Raw genomic sequence first — 19,988 nt, 5'->3', positions numbered from 1 at the left:
TTACATGACAGGCAAGACCGTATTCATTTCGGGTGGCACCAGCGGCATCAACCTTGGGATCGCCAAGGGCTTTGCCGCTCAAGGCGACAAGGTTCTGGTGTTCGGCCGTGACGCGGTCAAGGCAGAAGCAGCCGCGCAGGAAATTCGTGACGAGACCGGTGGCGTTGCCATGGCCGGCAGTGCCGATGTGCGCGATATGGAAGCCATTCGCACGCTGTTCGCGCAGGCCAGCGAAACGCTGGGGGCCCCGACTGTGGTAATTGCAGGGGCTGCAGGCAACTTTATGTCGCCTGCCGTCGGTATCTCTGCGAACGGCTTCAAGACCGTGATCGATATCGACCTGTTGGGCACTTACAACGTGTTCCGTGCGGCCTATGATTTTATCGTCAAGCCCGGAGCCTCGTTGATTGCCATCACCGCACCGCAGGCCGTGCAGCCGTTGCCGCAGCAGGTGCATGTCTGCGCCGCCAAGGCCGGCGTCAACATGGTGGTTAAGGTACTGGCTATGGAGTGGGGGCAGGCCGGTATTCGGGTCAATGCCATCTCTCCGGGCCCAATTCTCGGTACTGAAGGCGTCGAGCGCATGGCCCCGACCGAGGAAGACAAACTCAAGTGGAGCGCCCATACCGCTTTGCGTCGTTTCGGTACAGCCAGTGATATTGCCCAAGCAGCGATTTTCCTGTCATCCGCGCAGGGTACTTATATCACCGGCACCATTCTGGATTGCGACGGTGGCATGAAGCTGGGTGATGCCAGCGGTGACTACCTCACGCTGCCCAAACGCTAAGGATCTGACTCATGAGCGAACTCGTTCAATTTGAAGTGGGCGACGATCACGTCGCCACCATTACCCTCAATCGTGCCGATAAGATGAATGCGATCAACGCCGAGATGATGGTGGAGATCAAACGGCTATGGAGCGTGGTGCGCGACGAGGATCAAATCCACGCGGTAGTCTTCCGTGCTGACGGTAACCGCGCGTTTTCTACCGGTCTGGACCGCGTTCAGGGCTTCAAGTACCCGGATAATATCTGGAACAAACCTGACCCAGGCGAGAGCCTTGACCCAAAGCACCACAACGTGTGGAAGCCGGTTATTTGTGCGGTTAGCGGCATGTGTGCCGGTGGCGCTTTTTACATCGTCGGCGGCTCGGATGTGGTGATCGCGTCGGAGGACGCGACCTTCTTCGATCCCCACGTCGACTTCGGCCTAGTAGCCGCTCTGGAACCCATCAGCATGGCTCGACGCATGCCCTTGGGCGAAATTTTGCGGGTTTCCCTGATGGGGGTAGAGGAGCGCATGAGTGCACAGCGCGCCCACCAGATCGGCTTGGTCAGCGAGCTGGTACCCCATGAAGAGCTCTGGGCGCGTGCCCACAAGGTGGCGGCGGTCATCGCCTCCAAACCTTCGGTTGCCACTCAGGGCACCGTTCGGGCGATCTGGGAGTCCTTGGACGCCGGTCGTACTCAGGCGATGGCCCGTGGCATGAGTTATACGCAGCTAGGTAATCCTTTGGGCATCCCCCAAGTGGAGAACATGCTGCAGAGCGGCAAGCGTAAAACCTTCGAGGTTCGTTGAATGTCTGGAATTGCCGAACACATCATTCGCGCCACCGAAGCTGGCGGTTTGCTGACCGCTATCGATTTTGAAGGGCAGTCGCTGAGCTGGCAGGCACTGGCTGAAGCCGTGGCTGAACTGGATGGGCTACTTGGCGCAACAGGTATTGGTCGCGACGCAGTGATCGGTTTGCTCGGCCGTAACCGTATGGAACAGCTGGGTGGCTTTATCTCGACTCTGGGCGCTGACCGCGGCCTGCTGCTGATTAACGCTATTCGACCAACCCATATGGTGGCAGAAGAAGTTGCCGGCCTTGGGTTGGGATGCCTGCTGGGTAGCCGAGAGGACTTAACCGCAGACGTGCTAGCGGCTGCTCAGACTGCCGGTACTCTAGTGCTGGCAGTGGAAGTGCAAAATGGCCGCCTGGTTTACCAACAGCTGACAGCGCTGGCTGCGAGCGCTTTCCGTCTGCGTGAAGCGGGTACGTTGATCGAGATACAGACCAGTGGAACCACTGGCGCACCGAAGCGGATTCCAGTTTCCGAGCGAACCATTAGCTCGTCTCTGCGCGATGGCGTGCGAAGTGCCAAGGGTACGGTGGAGAACTTCGAGTTGAAGCCGCAAACTTCGCCGACGCTGATGTTCAGCCCGCTGGTTCACACCAGTGGCACCTTCAACACCCTGATGGCGGTGTTCGAAGTTCGCCCCATTGTGCTGTTCGAGAAGTTCGATGCTGACCTCTATCGTCAGGCGTTGGTGAAGTACCGTCCGAAGTTTGCCCCGCTGCCTCCTACCGCTATCAAGATGATGGTGGACAGTGATGCGACTCGCGAAGACTTTGCCAGTGTTCGTGCTGTGCGTGCCGGGACTGCACCGCTATCGGTGGAATTGCAGCAGGCATTCGAAGAGAAATTTGGCGTACCCGTACTGACGACCTATGGCGCTACCGAGTTCATGGGCGTAGTAACCAGCTGGACGCTGGATGATCACCGCGCCTATTCGCAGAGCAAGCGTGGCAGCGTGGGTCGGATTTCCAAGGGCGTGCAGGTGCGTATCGTCGATCCGGCTACTGGTGAAGAGGTGGCTGAGGGCGAGCAAGGCATACTCGAAGCCAAGCTGGATCGCATCGACGGCGGCAAGGACTGGATCCCTACCACTGACCTCGCCAGATTGGACGCCGATGGGTTTCTCTACATCGTCGGCCGCGCCGATGATGCGATCATTCGCGGCGGATTCAAAGTTATGGCGGGCAAGGTGGCGGACGTGCTCAAGCTGTTTCCAGGAGTCTTTGACGCCATCGTCCTCGGCATCCCTGATGAGCGCCTGGGGGAGGCTCCAGTGGCAGTGCTTGAGGCCTACCCAGGTGTTGTCCTGGATACAGCGGCGATCAAACTGTTTGCCAAGGACAGCCTCGCGCCTTACGAAGTGCCCGTGCGCATACACGTTGTGTCGAGTCTTCCGCGCACTGTCTCGGACAAAATCAGTCGGCCAGCGGTCAAGGAACTATTGGCGCAGCTCACTTGAGCATCGCGCAGCCTTCTCACGAGCTATTGAATTGTTAGGGATTAAGTAATGCAAGATATTAACGGGAAGGTTGCATTCATCAGCGGCGGCGCCGGCGGTATCGGTAGCGCCATGGCCAAGCAGTTGCTGGACGCTGGCGCGCGAGTAGCCCTAGCGGATCTCGATCTGGATCGTGCTCGTGCGGTTGCCGCAGAGCTCGGTAGCGTTGATCGGATAGTTGCCGTCAAACTGGATGTTACCGACCCCTCCAGTTGGGCTCAGGCCCGGGATGCTGCGCAAGCGGCTCTCGGCCCCTGCGACATTCTCTGCAGCAATGCAGGCGTTTCTTTCACGGGAACGCTTGATGAGATCAAACCTGAAGCATGGCGCTGGGTATACGAAGTCAACCTGTTTGCTTCGTTGCATGCCGTGCAGACCTTCCTGCCAGGAATGAAAGCTCGCGGTAGCGAAGGGCATGTGCTGTTCGTATCGTCGATTACTGCGTTGCACCCATTCGCTACCCAGGGTGTCTATAGCTCGAGCAAAGCCGCCTTGCTGAACTTTGCCAAGGTACTGAAGTTGGAGCTTGAGAGCAGCACCATCGGTGTCTCGATTATGTGCCCAGGGATTGTCGCCACACAGATTCGCGCCAATGCAATTCAGGCGAGGCCGGACGCATTGCGCGAGTCGGGTGGCGTTTCGTCTAGTCTGTCGACGCAGATGGGTATGGCGCCTGAGCATGTCGGCCGTGCGGCGATCGCCGGCATTCGCGACAACCAGTTCTACATTTTTCCGCATACGGATTACCGGCCATTCATCTCGGCAGACTACGACGCTATGTTGTCCGCGATGCAGACCCCGGCCGATCCTGACTATCACGAGCCGCAGCAGCTACTGAACCCTTTGCCACGCTGAATGCCGGAGGAGTGCAGCGCGTGATTGTTGCGCCTGCGTCCCGCGGCAAGAGCACGTTCTAACTCACCGAGGAGGACCGTCAATGGACACGCTTTTTAAGCTGAATGCGGAAAGCGAAATACGTAACCTGATTGCCCTGTATGCGCAAAATGCGGACGACGGTGATGCCGTCGCCTTTGCATCACGCTTCACGGCAGAGGGTACGTTGTCGGTCGGTGGGCAGGCATTTGTGGGCCGCCCGGCCATCCAAGCATGGTTACCCACGACCCTGCAGCAAGGTGCACTGCGCCACTTTATGATGAACATCTATTTAGCTGTAGACACGCGAGACACTGCGCGCTGCAGCCTTGACATGCTCTTGCTCAAGAAAATGGATGGCGAGTGGAAGCTCAGGATGACCTCGCGTTACGAAGACCGCTTGGTGCACACCGACGCTGGCTGGCTCTTTGCGCAGCGAAACATTCAAATACGCTGATCTCGTGTAAAGCCTGCTCGCCGAAACGGATGAATTCGTCGTTTATAGGCTTCAATCGACTCGTTCTAGATAATACTCGCGCAGGCACTGCACATCGACGGCTAGCGCTTCGCGGAGAAATCTTTCGGTGCTGCCCCACTCCTGCTCGATGACCTGCAGCGATGCCTGCAGATAGCCCGCGCGCACCTCCAGCAGGGGCATAGCTACCTCGGGCGCAATGCCCAGTGGCTCCAAGCGCGCCAGCAACTCTTGGATAAATTGCCGGTTGCAGTGGTTCGACTCCAGGTAATTGGCGAGGATTGCATCCGGTGCCACGTCAAGCGCAGATAACAACAGAAAAGTGGCAAAGCCAGTCCTGTCCTTACCTGCGCTGCAGTGATAGAGCAATGCGCTGCCCGTTTCTGCGGTTTTCATGAACGTGCCAAATGCAGACCGCTGCTTGATTGGAAAATCGCGATACATCTGTAGCATGAATTCGTCTATATCTTGGCGAGTGGCGCTGCTCAGGCGCGGCACCATTTCGTTCATATTCATGTTGCCGGCCAGCACCGGTAGTGCAGTCCAGTTGAAGGCGTTGGCAAATGTACTTTCTGCGGCGGACTTTTCTTCGCGGGTACGAAAGTCGATCACCTCGTGAATGCCCAGTGTCTGCAGCCGTGCGATATCGGAGGCGCTCGCCTTCCCAGGATTACCACTGCGGAACAGTCGCCCCGTACGCACGCGTCTGTTGTCGCTGTTGTGCAGGCCGCCCAGATCGCGCAGGTTGTGAATGTTGTGGAACGGTGGAGAAGAGCAGTTGGTAGTAGCTTCGCAAGCTTGGCTCATCTGGGATGTCTCCGTGGGCATGACAGCCAGTAGAGACGAAGAGGTGTGATTCGACATTTTTGCGTCCTAATTCGTTATTGCCTGCATGTCGCCTCTCCGTTGGCCGGAGTGATTGTTTACCCGAAGGCGCGGCCCCGCCCAATACCGCAACCCGCAAGCTTGCTGGAGCATCTTGAGTAGCCCCGGAGAGTGAGGTGTCACACCCGGAATGCACCGATCAGCTTCTTCAGTTCTGATACTTGCATTGTCAGATGCTGACTCGCCTGCTCCGTGCGGTTTGCAGCGTCTGCTGTGAGCTCACCGGACGCATTGATCTGCACAATGTTGCGATCGATCTCATTGGCGACAGCGGTCTGTTGCTCCGCTGCCGCGGCTATCTGCTGGTTCTGATCGACGATGTTGTTCACTAGGTCGAGGATGTGCGCGAGGGCGTGCTGCATCTGATCCGAATGAGTGACGGTGGTCTCTGCCATTTTGTTGCTGCTACTCATGGCACTCACGGCTTCACCCACGCCGCCTTGGAGTTTGGCAATCATCTGCTCGATTTCCTCAGTGGACTGCCGCGTGCGCTTGGCTAGGCTACGCACTTCATCCGCGACCACTGCGAATCCACGTCCCTGTTCACCCGCGCGTGCCGCCTCGATAGCGGCATTAAGCGCCAGCAAGTTGGTTTGTTCGGCGATGCCCCGAATCACTTCCAGCACCTGGCTAATTGCTTGGCTGTCGCTCGCTAATTGATTTATCACGCGTACTGAGCGGACGATTTCCTCAGCGAGGGATTTGATGCTGTCGACTTGGGCATTCAGCAGTTCGCGTCCGCTCACGGTTTCCCGATTCACATCCTGAGCGTTGCTGACTGCTTCCGCCGCGCTGCGTGCGACTTCCTGCACCGTGGCCGCCATTTGGTTCATAGCGGTGGCGACCTGATCGATTTGGTCGCGTTGCGCCGATGCTTCTTGATTACCGATACTGGAGACACTGGCCACCAGGCCGGCCTGATGCTCCACCTCCACAATGGTCTGGCCAACGCGCTTGATCAGGTCGTGTACCTTGGCGATGGAGATGTTGAATACCTTGCTCAGATCACCCAGTTCATCGCGGCTGGCTGTTTGTACGCTGACGGTCATGTCGCCAGCCGCTACGTTATCCATCACTGTGCTCAAGCCCCGCAATGTTCGGCGAATGGAGGCGTAAAAGCCGCTGTATAAGTAAGCGATGACCAGCAGCGTGGTTGCCAATGCGGCTAGTAGCACGAGCATCTCACGGCGATCTTTGGCCAGACGCTCGTCAAGTTTGCCTTCCAGATAGGAAAGGGTGGTCTGATTCAGTGCTTGGCCTTTATCCATTTGCGCACCGATCAGTTGGAATAGGTTCTGCCAGTTGGTTTCGAAATTCGCGGTCAACAGGATTTGCTGTTCTACGTGCGTGGCCACTTCACGGATCGAGGAGCGAACATCAGTGGCGGTCGCCCCTAAATTGGTTTGAGTATCTGGGTGCGCTTGAAACAGTTGCTCCAGTTTGGCCGCAACGTTGTCTTCAATCTGATCTAGACGGCTCAATTGCCCCTGTAGTAAATCACCGTCCGCCGAGCTCAACATGCCCACTGCAAGGATTGATGAAGCCGATGTACGGAGCAGGCCCAGCGATGCCGCTACGTCACCCTCGAGCCCGGTCACTACACTTGTGAACTCACGAACCAGCGGTTGGTGGTCAATACTCAGATTGCTGCTTGTTGCGATCGACTCAATCAGGCGTTGGTTATTAGTGAGTTGTTTCTGAGCCGTATTTAGCTCTGACTGCAATCCGGCAATAATTTCATCACGCAACTTAGCCAACTGATCCCCATCAGCACCCAGTTGATCAAGGTCGGTCAGCGTCTTCATGGTTTCGATGACTTTCTCTTTAAGCTGAGCGATACGCTTGTCGATGTCGCTGTTCTGGCGCGTTAGTGGGGCCTTGTCGCGGATAGCCAGCAGGCTGTCTAGATCCATCAGTTGGCGACGAGCCTGCAGACTGGTTTCCAGCAGCTTGAGGCTATTGCGTTCCACCCGGGTAGCGGTGAACTGCTCGTATGCAGTCAGAACTAGGGATCCGCTTGTCGCAACGAGGGCGGCAGTGAACAACGCACTGATCAGGCTGAACTTCAAACCGAAACTCAATTGGTTCATCAGGCGAATGGCTGGGTTGACCAACGTCTCCATTCAAATCTCCTTTTACTTTTGTTGGCGAGGTCGCTCTGACGAAACTTGCGACGGGGTTTGAGCGCTGTGGTAGTTTTGAGTGCAAACTCAGCTGATACGAGGAGACGGATAACTGCCCTCGTAACGCAGGACTTTCCAAGGCATAAGGGACTATTCCTTTGTGGTAGTTTGCTCGGCTGCTCTCTCTACTCGAGGTCATCAGCTAACCGGGATCAGAATGTTGCCTCGATTGCCCATGTCGCGGCGAGAACGACATTTGTGTATTGGCCGATCTTTGAGTCAGTGTTGCTCTGCGCCATAGCTGAGAGCCCCGCCATATATTTTTGATGATTTTGGCAGTAACCAGGCCGCTGCTAATGCGATCAGGCTGCACAGAATTAGGAACAAGAAGGCAAATCGGTAGGCGTCGGCGCTTGGCAGGGCCATTCCGCCGTCAGGTGTTGCCACGACAGAACTGGCCAAAAGCAGTGCTAATATCTGGCTTCCTAGCGCTGCGGTTGTACTCCTGCAAACCTGCGCAAGGCCCATGGCTTCGCTTGTTCGGCTCGCCGGTGCCGCAATGACCACCTGGTTGCTCGTGGCACTGAACAGCACGGTAATTCCGAAACTAAAGATGATTACGGTTGCGAGAAGCACCGACATCGAGCTTAAGGTGAACAGCGGTGGCAGCCAGGCCGTCAAAACCAGTGTGCCACCGACGAGCATCGCAGTTCGAGCGCCGTACTTGGCGGCGAGTAGACCGGCCACCGGGCCGGCGAGGAATCCCATGAAGGTTGCTGGTTGCTTGAGTAACGAGGCTGCGGTGGCACTTAGACCAAGTCCGGCGCCAGTCCAGTCGGGTTGCTGAGCTAGGCTTAGGATCACCGATGCACCGATCATGGGGCCGAGACCAATAGCGGCGAACACGAGGTTGGCCAGCAAAAACCGGCGCTCGGTGAACAGGCGTACGTTGATGAGTGGGTAGGGGTGGCGAAGCTCATGTCGAATCCACAGTGCCAGCAGCACGAGGCTGGTCAGCAGCAGTCCACCGCTTTTCGCTTGCAGCCATCCCGATTTGGCCAGGGTCAGCGAGAGCATCAATCCGGAGATGGCCGACACGAAGAGTATCCCACCCATCACATCCAGCGTTTCCTTGTTGGGCTGCGGTGTAGAGGCCGGTACGAAGATCCAGACCGTGACGAAGCCGAGTGCCGCGAGCAGCGCACTGAAATAGAACATGGCGTGCCAGTCGAATTGGTCGATGATGCTGCCAGCCACCAGAAAGGCAAGCCCCGAGCTGACACTCATGACGCCGCCCATAACACCGATATTGAACGATAAGGTCTTGGGTTTCATGTTTTCCCGCATTAGCCCGAGACACAGTGGTAGCACCGCGCCTGTCACTCCCTGTAAGGAGCGTCCTAAGATCACGCCTCCGAGATTGGTTGAGATCGCGCTAATGAGCGAGCCGAGTGTCGCGATGGCCAGCACGATCATCAGGATTCGCCGCCTCCCGTAGACATCGCCCAGACGTGCGAAGAGAGCAACGCTGCAGGCCGCGACCACGAAGAAGCTCGACAGTATCCAACTTACACCTGCCGGATCCCCAAAAGCGCGATTTAGGGTCGGCAGCGCCACGAATGCCATGCTGACTTCGAAGGTGCTAGTTATTTCAGCGATGGCTAGGGCCACCATGATCAGCCATACAGGAAATCGGGGTTGGGTATTCATAATTGCTGCTTCCATTTGGTGATGAGGTTTACTCAGGGCGGGAAGAGTCATGATTGGGGCGACATAGGCCCCCCCATCCTGAGAATGAAGTACAAGGACGAAAGTGCGACGAGCCCGCAGGTGATAATCGCTGTGGAGATTGCAGCAGTGTTCAATTGATCGCCGCCGGTCAGTTGCATCAAGGCTGTCACTGCAGTTAGGCCGATGACCTGAAAGCTTTGCTGGCCGATGGCGGCGAGGGTGGTTGCAGCCCCAGTGTCTTCAGGGCGCACGGGGTCAAAGGTTTTCACTGAGGCGATGCTGATAACCAGCGAACGGAAGAAGCCGAAGGCGAGTAGCAATGCGGCTATGCCTAGTAGTGGAGTGTCGGTAGTGAGATAGGCGCAGGCAATAAATGGCACAACGGCACCTAGCGTTCCGAGGACCATCACCGGCCTGGTGCCCCAGGCGCTCACCAGGCGATAAGTGAAAGGCCTGCTAAATAAGGAACCAATGGCCGTCATCAGGATAAGCGAGCCGGTTACCGACGGTGATTTATCCAGCCCTGACTGCAACAGCAATGAAAGTAGAAAGGGTGTGGCGTTCATCAGCAGACGCCACACCAGATCCGCACCGAGTGCTCTACGGAAAACTGTCAAGCGCAACAGCGACAACTTCAGCAGCGCATGCGGACGTCCGCGGGCATGAAGTACCGCACCTAGGCAGAGCAGCAGTCCGATAGCGACTGTCACTAGGCCAATTAGCCACTCTGCTTTGGACAGGGCAATCATGCCGAAGAAAAAGACCAGCAAGGCTAGGCAGGCCACCAGCATGCCGATCAGGTCGATTGGGCGGGGTGAGGTCTCACGGAAGTTGCCTACCAATAGGTGTAACGCCAGCATGCTCGCCAGTCCAAGTGGCAAGTTGATCAAGAAGATCCAGCGCCAGCTGGCATATTCGACCACAATCCCGCCAATCAAGGGGCCGAGCATAGGGCCGAGTAGGGCGGGAAGTACGAAGGTGGTGTAGGCCCGCACGCGATCTTCCGGCAGGAATGTACGCATGATCACTAAGCGCCCGACCGGAAGCAGTACGGCCCCTGCGGCTCCTTCAACAAACCGCGCAGCAGTCAACAGCGGTAACGAGGGAGCGATTGCACAGGCAGCTGATGCAATCACAAAAACCAAAATCCCGGCCAGGAATACATTCCGCCCACCAAAACGGTCGGCTAACCAGCCGCAAGGCGGCACGGCTACGGCAGAGCCGAGCAGGTAGGCAGAGATGGTTGCCGAAACCGCGAGCATGTCACTGTTTAAATCCTTGGCTATGGCCGGAAGCGCTACGGCTATAGAGGTCGCATCCAGTGTCTGTAGAAGGACAGCAATACCTAGAATCCATGGCGTCAAATTGTGCGCGCGACTTGCAGCAGGTGTCATGAAATCTGGCTCCAGTTTGCGCTGCACAAGTTGTCAATACTCATGCGGTGACCTGTAAGGCGTCCGGGCTGGCTTGGCTGGCCCGGATGTGCCACATAGCGCGAAGAATGAAGCCGAGTCCGATTACGCTGAACAGCGTTGAGGCGAACATGCCATAGGCAATAGCGAGGTTACCGGCCCATGGCGTTAGATGGTCGTTGATGATGCCAAGCAACAGCACCCCGAGGCCGTAGGAACCGAAGTTAAATGCAACCAGTAAAATCGACAGAGTGGTGCCACGCATGGCTGGTGGGCATAGCGAGGCGACTACGCTATAGCAGGTACCCATATAGAACTGAGCAAAGCAGGCGAGTAGCGAGATCAACACCACTGTAGTTGTGGTGCCGGGCATGATCAGGAAGGTCAGTGTCGCTAATACAATCGATAGAATGGTGCCGAACACTGGGCAAAGCAGTTTTCGCCACTCTTCATTGCGGCCCAGGTAGTCAGCGATGAATCCGGACCCGGCAGCCCCGATGCCTCCACACAGGCCGAGGGCGATCGAGGCAGCCAGCCCGGCTTGCTGAATGCTCATGCCATGCACGCGAATGAGGAAGCTGGGTGTCCATACTGTGATGACAGCAGGCACTACCGTGCAGCAGACCATGGCCATCAGGATGTTAAACAAGGCTCGATCCTGCCAGATATGGCGGAATACCGCTGATAATGGAATCGATGCCTGGTACGGACTGGGTGGATCAAATCGACCCCGCTGAGGTTCGAGCAGGGTTAAGCCGATAAGCGCGGCAATCAGCAGGCCAGGGACAACGGCGATGAAAAATGCTGCTCGCCAGCCATAGGTGACAACCACATAGCTGCCCCCGGTCAGTGCGAGAAAGGCACCAATGGGTGGGCCAAGGCCATACAGGCCCATAGCGGTTGCACGTAATTTACGCGGGAAAGTGTCGCTGATTATGGACAGGCTTAGGGGCGAGAAGCCGGCTTCGAATGCGCCGATTCCGATGCGCGAGAGGAACAGCAGCATTATGCTCGTTGCCATGCCGGCCATGCCGGTCATTAGGCTCCAGGCAATGATCAGTCCCACCAACAGGTTTCTGCGATTGAAGCGGTCTGCGAGCATGCCGATTGGAATGCAGGCCAGTGCGAACGGTACCGTGGTTGCCAGCCCGGCCAGCAGGCTGACGGTTGTGTCACTAATACCAAACTCGGCTTTGATCGGCTCGATCATGACCGAGATTATCAGTTTGTCCAGGGTATAGATGGCGTATCCGCATACCAGCAGAAACAGTACATACCAGCGTGAGCGGGAGTCGCCCGTTTCTGGCGCGTGTTGATCAGCGATTGCGTCGTTGTCGCGCATTGCAGCACCTCTTCGGGTGGCGTGAGTGCGACCGGAGCGCCAAGGGTATGGCGCTCCGGTCGAAGTACCGGTGACACGTAGACGACAGATTACCCTTGAGGGTTGTTAAGCCTGCGCGCCGATACGCTCGCCCTTGATGATGTCCGCAGCTTTCTCGGCGATCATCACGGTTGGTGCATGGGTATTGGCAGAGACCAAGCGTGGCATCACCGACGCGTCGACCACTCGCAAGCCTTCGATTCCATGTACGCGAAGGGAGGCGTCGACCACGCTGGACGCTGAGTCGATGCCCATACGGCAGGTGCCGACGGGGTGGTAAGCCGAAGCGCCTGCAGCGCGGATGTAGGCCGCCAACTCCTCGTCACTTACGAGCGCTGCACCGGGTGCGGTTTCGCTCGCGCGGATATCATCTAGGGCCGGTTGGGCAATGATCTCGCGGCACATACGTAGTCCCGCTATGGTTGCTTTCAGGTCGCGCTCATCAGCGAGGAAGTTGGTGAGAATCTCCGGCGCATCGTCGACGCTGGCGCTGCGCACGTGTACGTGTCCCCGGCTGTGCGGGTGGCACAGATTCACGCCTAACATCATCGCTGAGTCGGAGTTCATCACCACGGTTTTGCGGACTTCGTCGCGACCGAAGCTGAGTGGCATCCCCATGAACTGCAGCCCGACTTCTTGCCCGTCGACCTGGACACTGCCGTGGCCGCAAATTTGGGTTGGCGTGCCGTTCATGTGCCCGCGCTTGAACAGCAGGTAGTTGGCAGCGTTGAGCGCTGCGCGCCAGCCACTCAATTCTGCTCCCATACCGCGGATGTTTTTCAACGCCTGCACGACAAAGATCAGGAAGTGGTCCTGAAGGTTCTCGCCCACTGCCGGCAGATCGTGAACCACCTCGATGCTCAGATCGCGCAGTCGAGCACTTTGGCCAATCCCGGAGAGTTCCAGCAACTGCGGAGAACCTATGGCACCCGCACTGAGGATGATTTCCTGACCATGGGCAATCTGTGTTGCTCCATTCTGCTGGTAGCGAACGCCCGTGGCACGGAGGCCCTCCAGCAGTACCTTTTCGACTTTTGCAAGCGTTTCCACTTGAAGGTTCGGCCGATTCAACGCCGGCTCCAAGTAGGCTGCAGCGGAGCCGCAGCGGCGACCTTTGTGGTAGAAGAGTTGGGCCCGGCCGATACCGGAAGCCTGAGGGCCGTTGTAGTCCAAGGTAGAACCCACCCGGGACTGGCCAGCGGCCTCGATAATTTTGTGGCTTAACGGATGGAAGTTTGGGACCGGGTTGACCTTGACTGGCCCGCCCTTACCGCGCTGCCAAGGAGATTCGGCAGCATAGTGCTCCAACTGGCGCAGGTAAGGTTCTACCCCATTCCAGCCCCAACTTGGTAAGCCCTCATTGGCCCAAGCTTCGTAGTCATCTTTCAAGCCGCGTACATAGAGCATGGCGTTGATCGAGCTTGAACCGCCCAGCAGTTTACCCCTCGGGTATGGCATCTGCCGCTTGCCGAGGTGTGGCTCTTGTTCGGTCTCATAACACCAGTCGTAGCGTGGCTTGTTGAGCATTAGTGCAAAGCCAAACGCTAGGCTGACTTTCAGGGTGGCGCAATCGCCTCCGGCTTCAAGCAGCAGGACCCGGCATTGCGGGTCCTCGCTCAAGCGATTGGCCAGCACGCAGCCGGCCGATCCCCCGCCGACGATAACGTAATCGTATTTGTCCACGTCGGAATTCCTTGTGATCAGGCTTCGAGTGATTTCGGTACCGCGGCCATGTACACCACTTTGGTTTCTTGGTATGACGCCAGACCATCAGGTCCGCCATCACGACCAATGCCGGAACTCTTGAACCCACCGAACGGGAAGGTCGGATCGTAGACCCAACTGTTGTGGGTCATGTTGCCGGCATGAACCTGACGGCAAGCCTGGTACGCTCGTTCCGGGTCGTTGGTGTAGACCGCGCCGTTAAGGCCATAATCGGTATCGTTAGCGATGCGTATGGCATCTTCCTCACCCTTGTGCTTGATCAGCACGGCCACGGGGCCAAAGATTTCTTCGCGAGCGATCACCATGTTGTTGTCGCCGGAGAACAGGGTAGGGGCGATGTAGTAACCGCGATCCAGGTCAGCCGGCCGGCCGCCACCGGTGATCAGTTTGGCGCCTTCTTGGCGACCCTGGTCCATATAGCCCATGATTTTTTCGTACTGGCGCTTCATGGCTACTGGACCAAATGAGGTCTGTTGGTCGAAGGGATCACCGACCTTGAGTGCCTGCAGGCCAGCACTGATGGCTTCGGCAAATTCGTCGTGACGATGCTCTGGCACGATGATTCGAGTTAGGCCTGCACACATCTGGCCGGCGTTCATGGTGAAGTGCGGAATCAGGTTGGGCACGACTTGTTCTGGGTCGATGTCGTCCAGAATAATCGCCGGGGACTTGCCGCCCAGCTCCAGGCTGACACGCGCCAGGCGATCGCCGCAGACGGAGGCAATGTGTCGGCCTGCGGCGGTTGAGCCGATCAGGCTGACTTTGTTGACGTCTGGGTGGCGTACCAAGTGGTCACCCACTTCACGCCCAGCCGGTACAAAGTTGAACACGCCCGGTGGAATGCCTGCTTCCTCTAGGCACTCTGCAATTTGCCAAGCGAACAGTGGGGTTTCCGGCGCAGGTTTGAGGATGACCGAACAGCCGGCCGCCATAGCCGATGCAATGATTTTGGAAGACAGCGATGACGGAGCGTTCCACGGAGTAATGGCCGCGACTACGCCAACTGGCTCCTTGACGATAATCCCTACGCCATTGCCACGGCTTTGTGGGCGTACCTCTGACTCGCTGGTGTTGAGGATCAGATTGCCGTAGTAGGCGAATAGGGCGAACGGCGCGAAACCTCCAGGGCCAGCGAGGTTAACGGAGCAGCCCATCTCTGCAATCCAGCTCTTGGTGAACTCACCGGCGCGGCGTTGCATGATTTCTGCGACCGCAAGTAATTTAGCGCCGCGCTCGGCGTAAGACATACGTGCCCACGGGCCGAGCTCGAAGGCCCGACGCGCGGCTGCGACGGCTTTGTGGACGTCGGCGATCGACGCTTCTGGTGGCCGCGCGATTACCTGTTCATTGCCGGGGTAGACGACCTCCAAGCGCTTGTCGCCCAATGGTTTAACCCACTGGCCGTCAATGTAGAACTCTTCTGGATGGGCCAGCGTAAAGAAGTCTGTGTAATTCGTTTGCATGACACTTACCTGCGCTCAAAAGTTGATTTTTATGGTTGGAAACTAGGGCGTAGCGAACTATGCCCGGGTAATTTCGATCATCAACTTGCTGATGCCGTAGGCAATAAAGTGCGGCGGTCGAACGACGTTGTCTTCGCCATCGACAAGGCGAATCGAGGTTGTTTCTTCAAGTAACCGGCTCAAACCAATGCGCAGTTCGGCACGGGCCAGTTGATTGCCTATGCAAAAATGAATGCCATGACCAAACGCTAGGTGCTGGGTGATGGCCTTACGCTCGAGGTTGACCTCGTCGCGGTTCTCGTAACGCTTTGGATCCCGGTTGCCGGCGCCCCAACGCATATTGAGAATTGCTCCTTCAGGGATCGGCGTCTCGCCCACTTGGGTGTCCTTCGTGGCCCTTCTGAAAAGACCTTGGAGAGCAGCATCCAGACGTAGCACTTCTTCGTAGAAGTTGCGGATTTGATCGGGGTTTTTGCGTAGTCGATCCTGCAATTCGGGATCTTGTGCCAAACGCAGCACTGCAGCTGAAATGGTGTTGGTGGTGGTTTCGTTACCGGCGACCAGTAATTGCATCAGGATCGAGACCAGCTCTCCCTCGCTCAGGCGCTTGCCGTCCATCTCCAGATTGGCCAGGTCGCTGAGCAGTGTGCCGCTAGGCTGTTCACGTGTTTCGCGAATCATCTTGGCGAAGAACTTCTGCATCTGGATGACCACCTTAGTGATATCCAGCATTTCCTCTTCGCTCAGGCCCGGGCTGGCCTGTTGCAGCAGTGCATCGGACCAGCGCTTGAAATCTGGTCCCAGTTCTGGCGGGATACCCAGTTGTTCGGCGATCATGCGCACCGGCAGTGGAATAGAAAACGCCTGGGTCACATCGAACGGCCCGTTCGGAAATTTCTCGATCAGTGCATTGGTCACCGCCAGGATAGTGCCCTCAGCGGAGCGGATACGTAGCGCATTGAAGGCCTTGTCCACGAGGGAGCGATAGCCTGTATGAGACGGCGGATCGTTGGTTACCAGGGTGTCGACGTGCAAAAAGCCTTCATCGCGATACAAATCTGCGATTTTCTGGTTTACCGACTGCGCGCGGGATCCCAGTTGGCCGGTGTTGTTGGCGAAGGTATGAGGATCATCGGCAATAGCCTTCAAGTCGTCGTAACGAGTGATGACGTACATGCGGGTGACTGGGTCGATATAGATCTCTTTTTCTTCCCGAATCGTGTCATAGGCGTTAAACGGGCAAGCCATGATTTTTGGGTCGGTCATGGATATTGGGCAGCCGATTTTGTGCTTTTCCATTGTTGATCCTCATCTCTAATCGTTGGGTTGTATGGACCAGTTAAAATTCGCTGGTCGCTGATTAAAATAACTAGTGACCCAAGAGCTTTTGGGCTTCCTCTGCAAAGAGTGGATTGGTCAAGAATCCAATCTGGTAATCCAACGCTGCAATCAAATGCTGTTCTGGCTCTGTTACTTTTGCCAACTGGGTCAGCGCCTTTAGCGGCAGCCGAGAGAAGGAGGCATATTTGGCTGCCATTTCCAAAGCAGATTCGCGAGCATTGGTACAAGCAATCGCTAAACCCCAGCCTTCGGCCGTAAGACCGTCCACTTTGTCTGCTTGCAGTAGACGCCAAAGCGCTTGTTGGCCGCCTCGGCGAATGACGTAGTGAGTGCCGCCGGTAGCAGGGATCAGGCCCGCCTTGATCCAGCCTTGGGCTATCCAACCAGAGTTACCGATGAAGGTTGCGCTGCCGGCAAGTGCCAGATCGCAACCAAAGCCTACAGCCGCCCCATCGACAGCGGTGATGAGCGGTACTGGGCACTCTCGAATTGCACGAAAAACGCCTTGGAACTCGCCATAGATGGCGGTCTTCACAGCGTCCGCCCCTTGCTGCGCTAAGCGCACGATTTCCGGGAGATTCCCGCCGGCGCAGAACGCTTTTCCGTTTGCCGAGAGCACTATGGCCGCGATGCTTTCGTCAGCATTGGCTGCTTCAAGTGCCAAGCGCAGTTCGCGACCTTCTGTGGGGCCCAGAGCATTGCGTACTTCGGGCCAGTCAAGGGTGATCTCGACTACGTCGCCGTGACGTTGGGTTTGAACCGGCATGGGTACTCCTCATGAAATAGAAAAGCCACCGTCGATAATTAGTGTCTGTCCAGTGATGTAGGCACCTGCAGCGCTGACCAGCATTAGGACGGGACCGGCAATTTCGTTTGCATGGGCGGCGCGTCCAAGCGGAATGCGGCCCGGCGATACAAGTGGGCCGGTCGGCGATGAGTGCCCGGCCGTCTTCGGTTTTGGATCCAGCGGCGCAACAGTCCCCGGCAGGATGGAATTGATCAAAATGTTGTCGCTGGCATACTCGAGTGCGGCTGATTGGGTAATCGAGTCGAGTGCGGCCTTCGAGGCGTTGTAGGCAATCTGATCGTTGACTGCGGTGCGTGCGCCACCGATAGACGACAGGTTAACGATGTTCCCGCCATTGCCTGCTGTGCGCATCAGGCGCACGGCTTCACGCAGCACCACAAAGCAGCCCCACACGTTGACCTTCTGCATCGAGTGCCACTGGGCTTCGGTCACGCTGTCCAGTGCGTAGCGGGGATAGATACCGGCATTGTTGATGAGGATATCCAGACGGCCACAGGCATTGTCAATCTCATGGAACAGAGAGCTGATTGAGGTATCCGACTCCAGGTCGAACTCAACGGCAAAGCTGTCGTTGCCCAACTCTTCGGCAACGCCCCGTGCGCCCTGAATGTCCTTGTCGGCGACGATGACCCTGGCTCCAGCAGCGGCCAGCACGAGGGCTGTTGCCTTGCCAATACCCGCCGCAGCGCCCGTGACGACAGCGACCTTGCCGGTCAGGTCGAAGAGGTTGGCAAACACATTCGTCTGGCTCATGACAGGAGCAACCCGCCACCTTCCACCACCAGCATCTGGCCTGTGACGCGTCGCGCAACCGGCGATGCGAAATAGGCAACTGCGGTGGCGATATCGACCGGGTCATTCTTGCCCAGTGGGATCAGGGCTTCGCGCCGACGCTTGTCTTCGCCCACCTTGGGGTCGATCGCGCCGGAGCTGTGGGCCAAGTTAGTTTCAGTGGTGGTCGGGCCGGGTGCCACGCAATTGACCGTGATGCCGTGCTCGCCCAATTCCAAGGCCGCCGCTTTGACCAGCATTGGGATGGCCGCCTTGCTGGTGCAGTAGGCGGACGCGCGTTTATACGGTTTGCTTGCGGCTGTGGAAGCAATGGATATGATTCTGCCGCCCCGGCCTCCGGCGATCATCGCTTCGGCCGCTGCTTGGATGCAAAACAGGTTGCCACGGATGTTGATGTCCATGTAGGCGTCCCAATCATCAGCGGTGAGCTCAAGAATGGGTTTCATCACCTTCGACCAGCCGGCATTGTTGACGAAAATGTCGAGTTTGCCGAAGTGTTCCACGGTCTTTTGAACTGCCGCATCCACTGATGCGCGATCTGTTACATCTAGGTGGGCGTGTGCAACCGGAAACCCCAGTGCATCCAACTCTGCGGCGGTGCCTTCCACGCGATCGCTGATGTCGGTAAGCATCACCTTGGCACCGCGCTTGAGGAGCTCTTCAGTGATTGCGCGTCCCAGGCCGTAGCTCGCCCCGGTCACCAGGGCTACCTGGTTGCTCAGTTCAGATTCACTCACGTTGCATCCTCGCCTATTTGGATAACCTAGTTATCTATGTGTGCAATGTAGTGCTAAAAGAATGGGGATGCAATAGTGGGCTGGCCTGATATGCGAGTTGGGAGTCTAGGCGGGCCCTCAATTGAGCTGGACGCCAAAGGCCAGTAAATTCGCGGGCTGCGTCGTGGTGAGTTAGATAAACAACTGGCTAAGTTAGCTACTAAATGACATATTGGAAGCAATATATTTCTGGAGGTTACAATGGCTAAAAAGGCTAGCGAAAACGTAGGTAGGGGCGTTCTGATGTCTTCTATCGGAGACGATCTTCGCCTACCCAAGCTTTCGCATATGGTGGCAGGGCGACTGCGTGATCAGATTGCTTCCGGCAATTTGAAGGCTGGCTCGATGCTGCAGCCGGAAAGCAAATTGCTGGAGCTGTTCAGTGTGTCGCGTCCGACTCTTCGTGAGGCGCTACGGATATTGGAAGCCGAAGGGCTAATCAGTATTGGCCGGGGTATGCGTTCTGGTGCGCTGGTTATGGGGCCGAGTATCCAGAAAGTAGCCCAGTATGCGAATTTTATGCTGGCTGCTGACGGTGTCACCATGCGTGATCTGCATGAGGCGCGGATGTTTTTTGAGCCCGGCATTATCCGCTCATTGACGCGGCGAAGTGCTGAACTGGAAGGAGTTTGTGAGGAGCTCCGGGCATGCGTCAGCAGGCTCCAGCAGGGGCTTATTAACGAGCAGTATGTTGAAGTTGTAGCCGGCACCAACGATTTTCACGATTTGCTTGCGCGCGCCTCGGGTAATAAAACTATTGCAATGCTTCTGAGTGTGCTGCAGGTCATCTCCCAGGGTGTCTACTCGGTCAATCTCGTCGAGAAGGGTGAATCGACTGAAGCTTTGCACAAGAATATGACCAAGACCGTCTCGGGTTATGATGCATTGTGCAATCTTCTCGAAAAGGGCAAGGTAGATGAAGCGGCAGCCTTCTGGCAGCGCTACATGGAGCGAGCGCTTGAGTTCCTTGCTCGGACGAAGCTGGGTGAGCGTAAGCTGATTTCTAGCTCTGTGACTGCTGGATCCGCCTGAATCACTCCAAGGGCGGACGGCAGCAGCCACCCGCCACCCGCCCATGCCCTT

At 57.0% G+C, this 19,988-nt stretch carries 17 protein-coding genes and 1 pseudogene; 6 read left to right on the top strand and 12 right to left on the bottom strand.

The window, feature by feature from the left end; all coding sequences use genetic code 11:
• Nucleotides 1-4 precede the first annotated feature (4 nt).
• The 5 genes from ALTER154_RS20640 (at nt 5) to ALTER154_RS20620 (ending at nt 4,450) form a co-directional block, all read left to right on the top strand.
• Entirely contained in the window at nt 5-787 is a 783-nt protein-coding gene (locus tag ALTER154_RS20640; protein WP_160089887.1) for an SDR family oxidoreductase, read from the top strand.
• Nucleotides 788-798: 11 nt separating this feature from the next.
• Entirely contained in the window at nt 799-1,578 is a 780-nt protein-coding gene (locus tag ALTER154_RS20635; protein ID WP_160089885.1) for an enoyl-CoA hydratase/isomerase family protein, read from the top strand.
• The gene (locus ALTER154_RS20630; protein ID WP_160089883.1) at nt 1,579-3,081 is read left to right on the top strand and encodes a class I adenylate-forming enzyme family protein; all 1,503 of its coding nucleotides are present in this window, start codon (nt 1,579-1,581) and stop codon (nt 3,079-3,081) included.
• A gap of 48 nt (nt 3,082-3,129) precedes the next feature.
• Nucleotides 3,130-3,975 (top strand): SDR family oxidoreductase, encoded by an 846-nt coding sequence (locus tag ALTER154_RS20625; RefSeq protein WP_160089881.1) that lies wholly within the window; start codon nt 3,130-3,132, stop codon nt 3,973-3,975.
• Nucleotides 3,976-4,057: 82 nt separating this feature from the next.
• Nucleotides 4,058-4,450 (top strand): nuclear transport factor 2 family protein, encoded by a 393-nt coding sequence (locus ALTER154_RS20620; protein ID WP_160089879.1) that lies wholly within the window; start codon nt 4,058-4,060, stop codon nt 4,448-4,450.
• Between the two features lie 51 nt (nt 4,451-4,501).
• Here ALTER154_RS20620 and ALTER154_RS20615 read toward each other — a convergent pair whose 3' ends face one another.
• The 12 genes and pseudogenes from ALTER154_RS20615 to ALTER154_RS20565 all read right to left on the bottom strand — a co-directional run bounded on the left by ALTER154_RS20615 (nt 4,502) and on the right by ALTER154_RS20565 (nt 18,866).
• Nucleotides 4,502-5,275, bottom strand: coding sequence for a tyrosine-protein phosphatase (locus tag ALTER154_RS20615; RefSeq protein ID WP_160089877.1), 774 nt, complete (start codon nt 5,273-5,275; stop codon nt 4,502-4,504).
• 197 nt (nt 5,276-5,472) lie between these two features.
• Complete coding sequence (locus ALTER154_RS21420) at nt 5,473-6,186, bottom strand: methyl-accepting chemotaxis protein (protein ID WP_372239969.1); 714 nt, start codon at nt 6,184-6,186, stop codon at nt 5,473-5,475.
• 156 nt (nt 6,187-6,342) lie between these two features.
• Nucleotides 6,343-6,534: pseudogene (locus tag ALTER154_RS21415) on the bottom strand (HAMP domain-containing protein); the annotation flags it as partial.
• Between the two features lie 1,221 nt (nt 6,535-7,755).
• Complete coding sequence (locus ALTER154_RS20605) at nt 7,756-9,186, bottom strand: MFS transporter (protein WP_160089873.1); 1,431 nt, start codon at nt 9,184-9,186, stop codon at nt 7,756-7,758.
• A gap of 47 nt (nt 9,187-9,233) precedes the next feature.
• Nucleotides 9,234-10,628, bottom strand: a complete 1,395-nt coding sequence (locus ALTER154_RS20600) for an MFS transporter (protein ID WP_160089871.1) — start codon at nt 10,626-10,628, stop codon at nt 9,234-9,236.
• A 13-nt stretch (nt 10,629-10,641) separates the two neighbouring features.
• Complete coding sequence (locus ALTER154_RS20595) at nt 10,642-11,961, bottom strand: MFS transporter (RefSeq protein ID WP_160089869.1); 1,320 nt, start codon at nt 11,959-11,961, stop codon at nt 10,642-10,644.
• A 105-nt stretch (nt 11,962-12,066) separates the two neighbouring features.
• Nucleotides 12,067-13,683 (bottom strand): GMC family oxidoreductase, encoded by a 1,617-nt coding sequence (locus ALTER154_RS20590; RefSeq protein WP_160089867.1) that lies wholly within the window; start codon nt 13,681-13,683, stop codon nt 12,067-12,069.
• Between the two features lie 17 nt (nt 13,684-13,700).
• Nucleotides 13,701-15,188, bottom strand: a complete 1,488-nt coding sequence (locus tag ALTER154_RS20585; RefSeq protein ID WP_160089865.1) for an aldehyde dehydrogenase — start codon at nt 15,186-15,188, stop codon at nt 13,701-13,703.
• A gap of 57 nt (nt 15,189-15,245) precedes the next feature.
• Entirely contained in the window at nt 15,246-16,487 is a 1,242-nt protein-coding gene (locus tag ALTER154_RS20580; RefSeq protein ID WP_160089863.1) for a cytochrome P450, read from the bottom strand.
• Nucleotides 16,488-16,557: 70 nt separating this feature from the next.
• Complete coding sequence (locus ALTER154_RS20575) at nt 16,558-17,295, bottom strand: enoyl-CoA hydratase/isomerase family protein (protein ID WP_160089861.1); 738 nt, start codon at nt 17,293-17,295, stop codon at nt 16,558-16,560.
• 9 nt (nt 17,296-17,304) lie between these two features.
• Nucleotides 17,305-18,090, bottom strand: coding sequence for an SDR family NAD(P)-dependent oxidoreductase (locus ALTER154_RS20570; RefSeq protein ID WP_160089859.1), 786 nt, complete (start codon nt 18,088-18,090; stop codon nt 17,305-17,307).
• The gene (locus tag ALTER154_RS20565; RefSeq protein WP_160089857.1) at nt 18,087-18,866 is read right to left on the bottom strand and encodes an SDR family NAD(P)-dependent oxidoreductase; all 780 of its coding nucleotides are present in this window, start codon (nt 18,864-18,866) and stop codon (nt 18,087-18,089) included. Before ALTER154_RS20565 ends, ALTER154_RS20570 begins: the two co-directional genes overlap by 4 nt.
• Before the next feature lie 282 nt (nt 18,867-19,148).
• On the opposite strand from ALTER154_RS20565, the gene ALTER154_RS20560 reads away from it, so the two are divergent.
• A complete protein-coding gene (locus tag ALTER154_RS20560; RefSeq protein WP_160089855.1) occupies nt 19,149-19,937 on the top strand; it encodes a FadR/GntR family transcriptional regulator in 789 nt (262 codons plus the stop codon).
• Nucleotides 19,938-19,988 lie beyond the last annotated feature (51 nt).

This window comes from Pseudomonas sp. 9AZ (assembly GCF_902506525.1).
GTDB lineage: Bacteria > Pseudomonadota > Gammaproteobacteria > Pseudomonadales > Pseudomonadaceae > Aquipseudomonas > Aquipseudomonas peli.
Note: the sequence above shows the minus strand (reverse complement) of the source record. Positions and strands in the feature narration are given on the sequence as shown.

Bases quoted from the DNA above. Each gene is read 5' to 3' on its own strand.
- ALTER154_RS20640 (WP_160089887.1), top strand. From the start codon at position 5: ATGACAGGCAAGACCGTATTCATTTCGGGTGGCACCAGCGGCATCAAC.
- ALTER154_RS20635 (WP_160089885.1), top strand. From the start codon at position 799: ATGAGCGAACTCGTTCAATTTGAAGTGGGCGACGATCACGTCGCCACC.
- ALTER154_RS20630 (WP_160089883.1), top strand. From the start codon at position 1,579: ATGTCTGGAATTGCCGAACACATCATTCGCGCCACCGAAGCTGGCGGT.
- ALTER154_RS20625 (WP_160089881.1), top strand. From the start codon at position 3,130: ATGCAAGATATTAACGGGAAGGTTGCATTCATCAGCGGCGGCGCCGGC.
- ALTER154_RS20620 (WP_160089879.1), top strand. From the start codon at position 4,058: ATGGACACGCTTTTTAAGCTGAATGCGGAAAGCGAAATACGTAACCTG.
- ALTER154_RS20615 (WP_160089877.1), bottom strand. From the start codon at position 5,275: ATGAGCCAAGCTTGCGAAGCTACTACCAACTGCTCTTCTCCACCGTTC.
- ALTER154_RS21420 (WP_372239969.1), bottom strand. From the start codon at position 6,186: ATGAACCAAATGGCGGCCACGGTGCAGGAAGTCGCACGCAGCGCGGCG.
- ALTER154_RS20605 (WP_160089873.1), bottom strand. From the start codon at position 9,186: ATGAATACCCAACCCCGATTTCCTGTATGGCTGATCATGGTGGCCCTA.
- ALTER154_RS20595 (WP_160089869.1), bottom strand. From the start codon at position 11,961: ATGCGCGACAACGACGCAATCGCTGATCAACACGCGCCAGAAACGGGC.
- ALTER154_RS20585 (WP_160089865.1), bottom strand. From the start codon at position 15,188: ATGCAAACGAATTACACAGACTTCTTTACGCTGGCCCATCCAGAAGAG.
- ALTER154_RS20580 (WP_160089863.1), bottom strand. From the start codon at position 16,487: ATGGAAAAGCACAAAATCGGCTGCCCAATATCCATGACCGACCCAAAA.
- ALTER154_RS20575 (WP_160089861.1), bottom strand. From the start codon at position 17,295: ATGCCGGTTCAAACCCAACGTCACGGCGACGTAGTCGAGATCACCCTT.
- ALTER154_RS20570 (WP_160089859.1), bottom strand. From the start codon at position 18,090: ATGAGCCAGACGAATGTGTTTGCCAACCTCTTCGACCTGACCGGCAAG.
- ALTER154_RS20560 (WP_160089855.1), top strand. From the start codon at position 19,149: ATGTCTTCTATCGGAGACGATCTTCGCCTACCCAAGCTTTCGCATATG.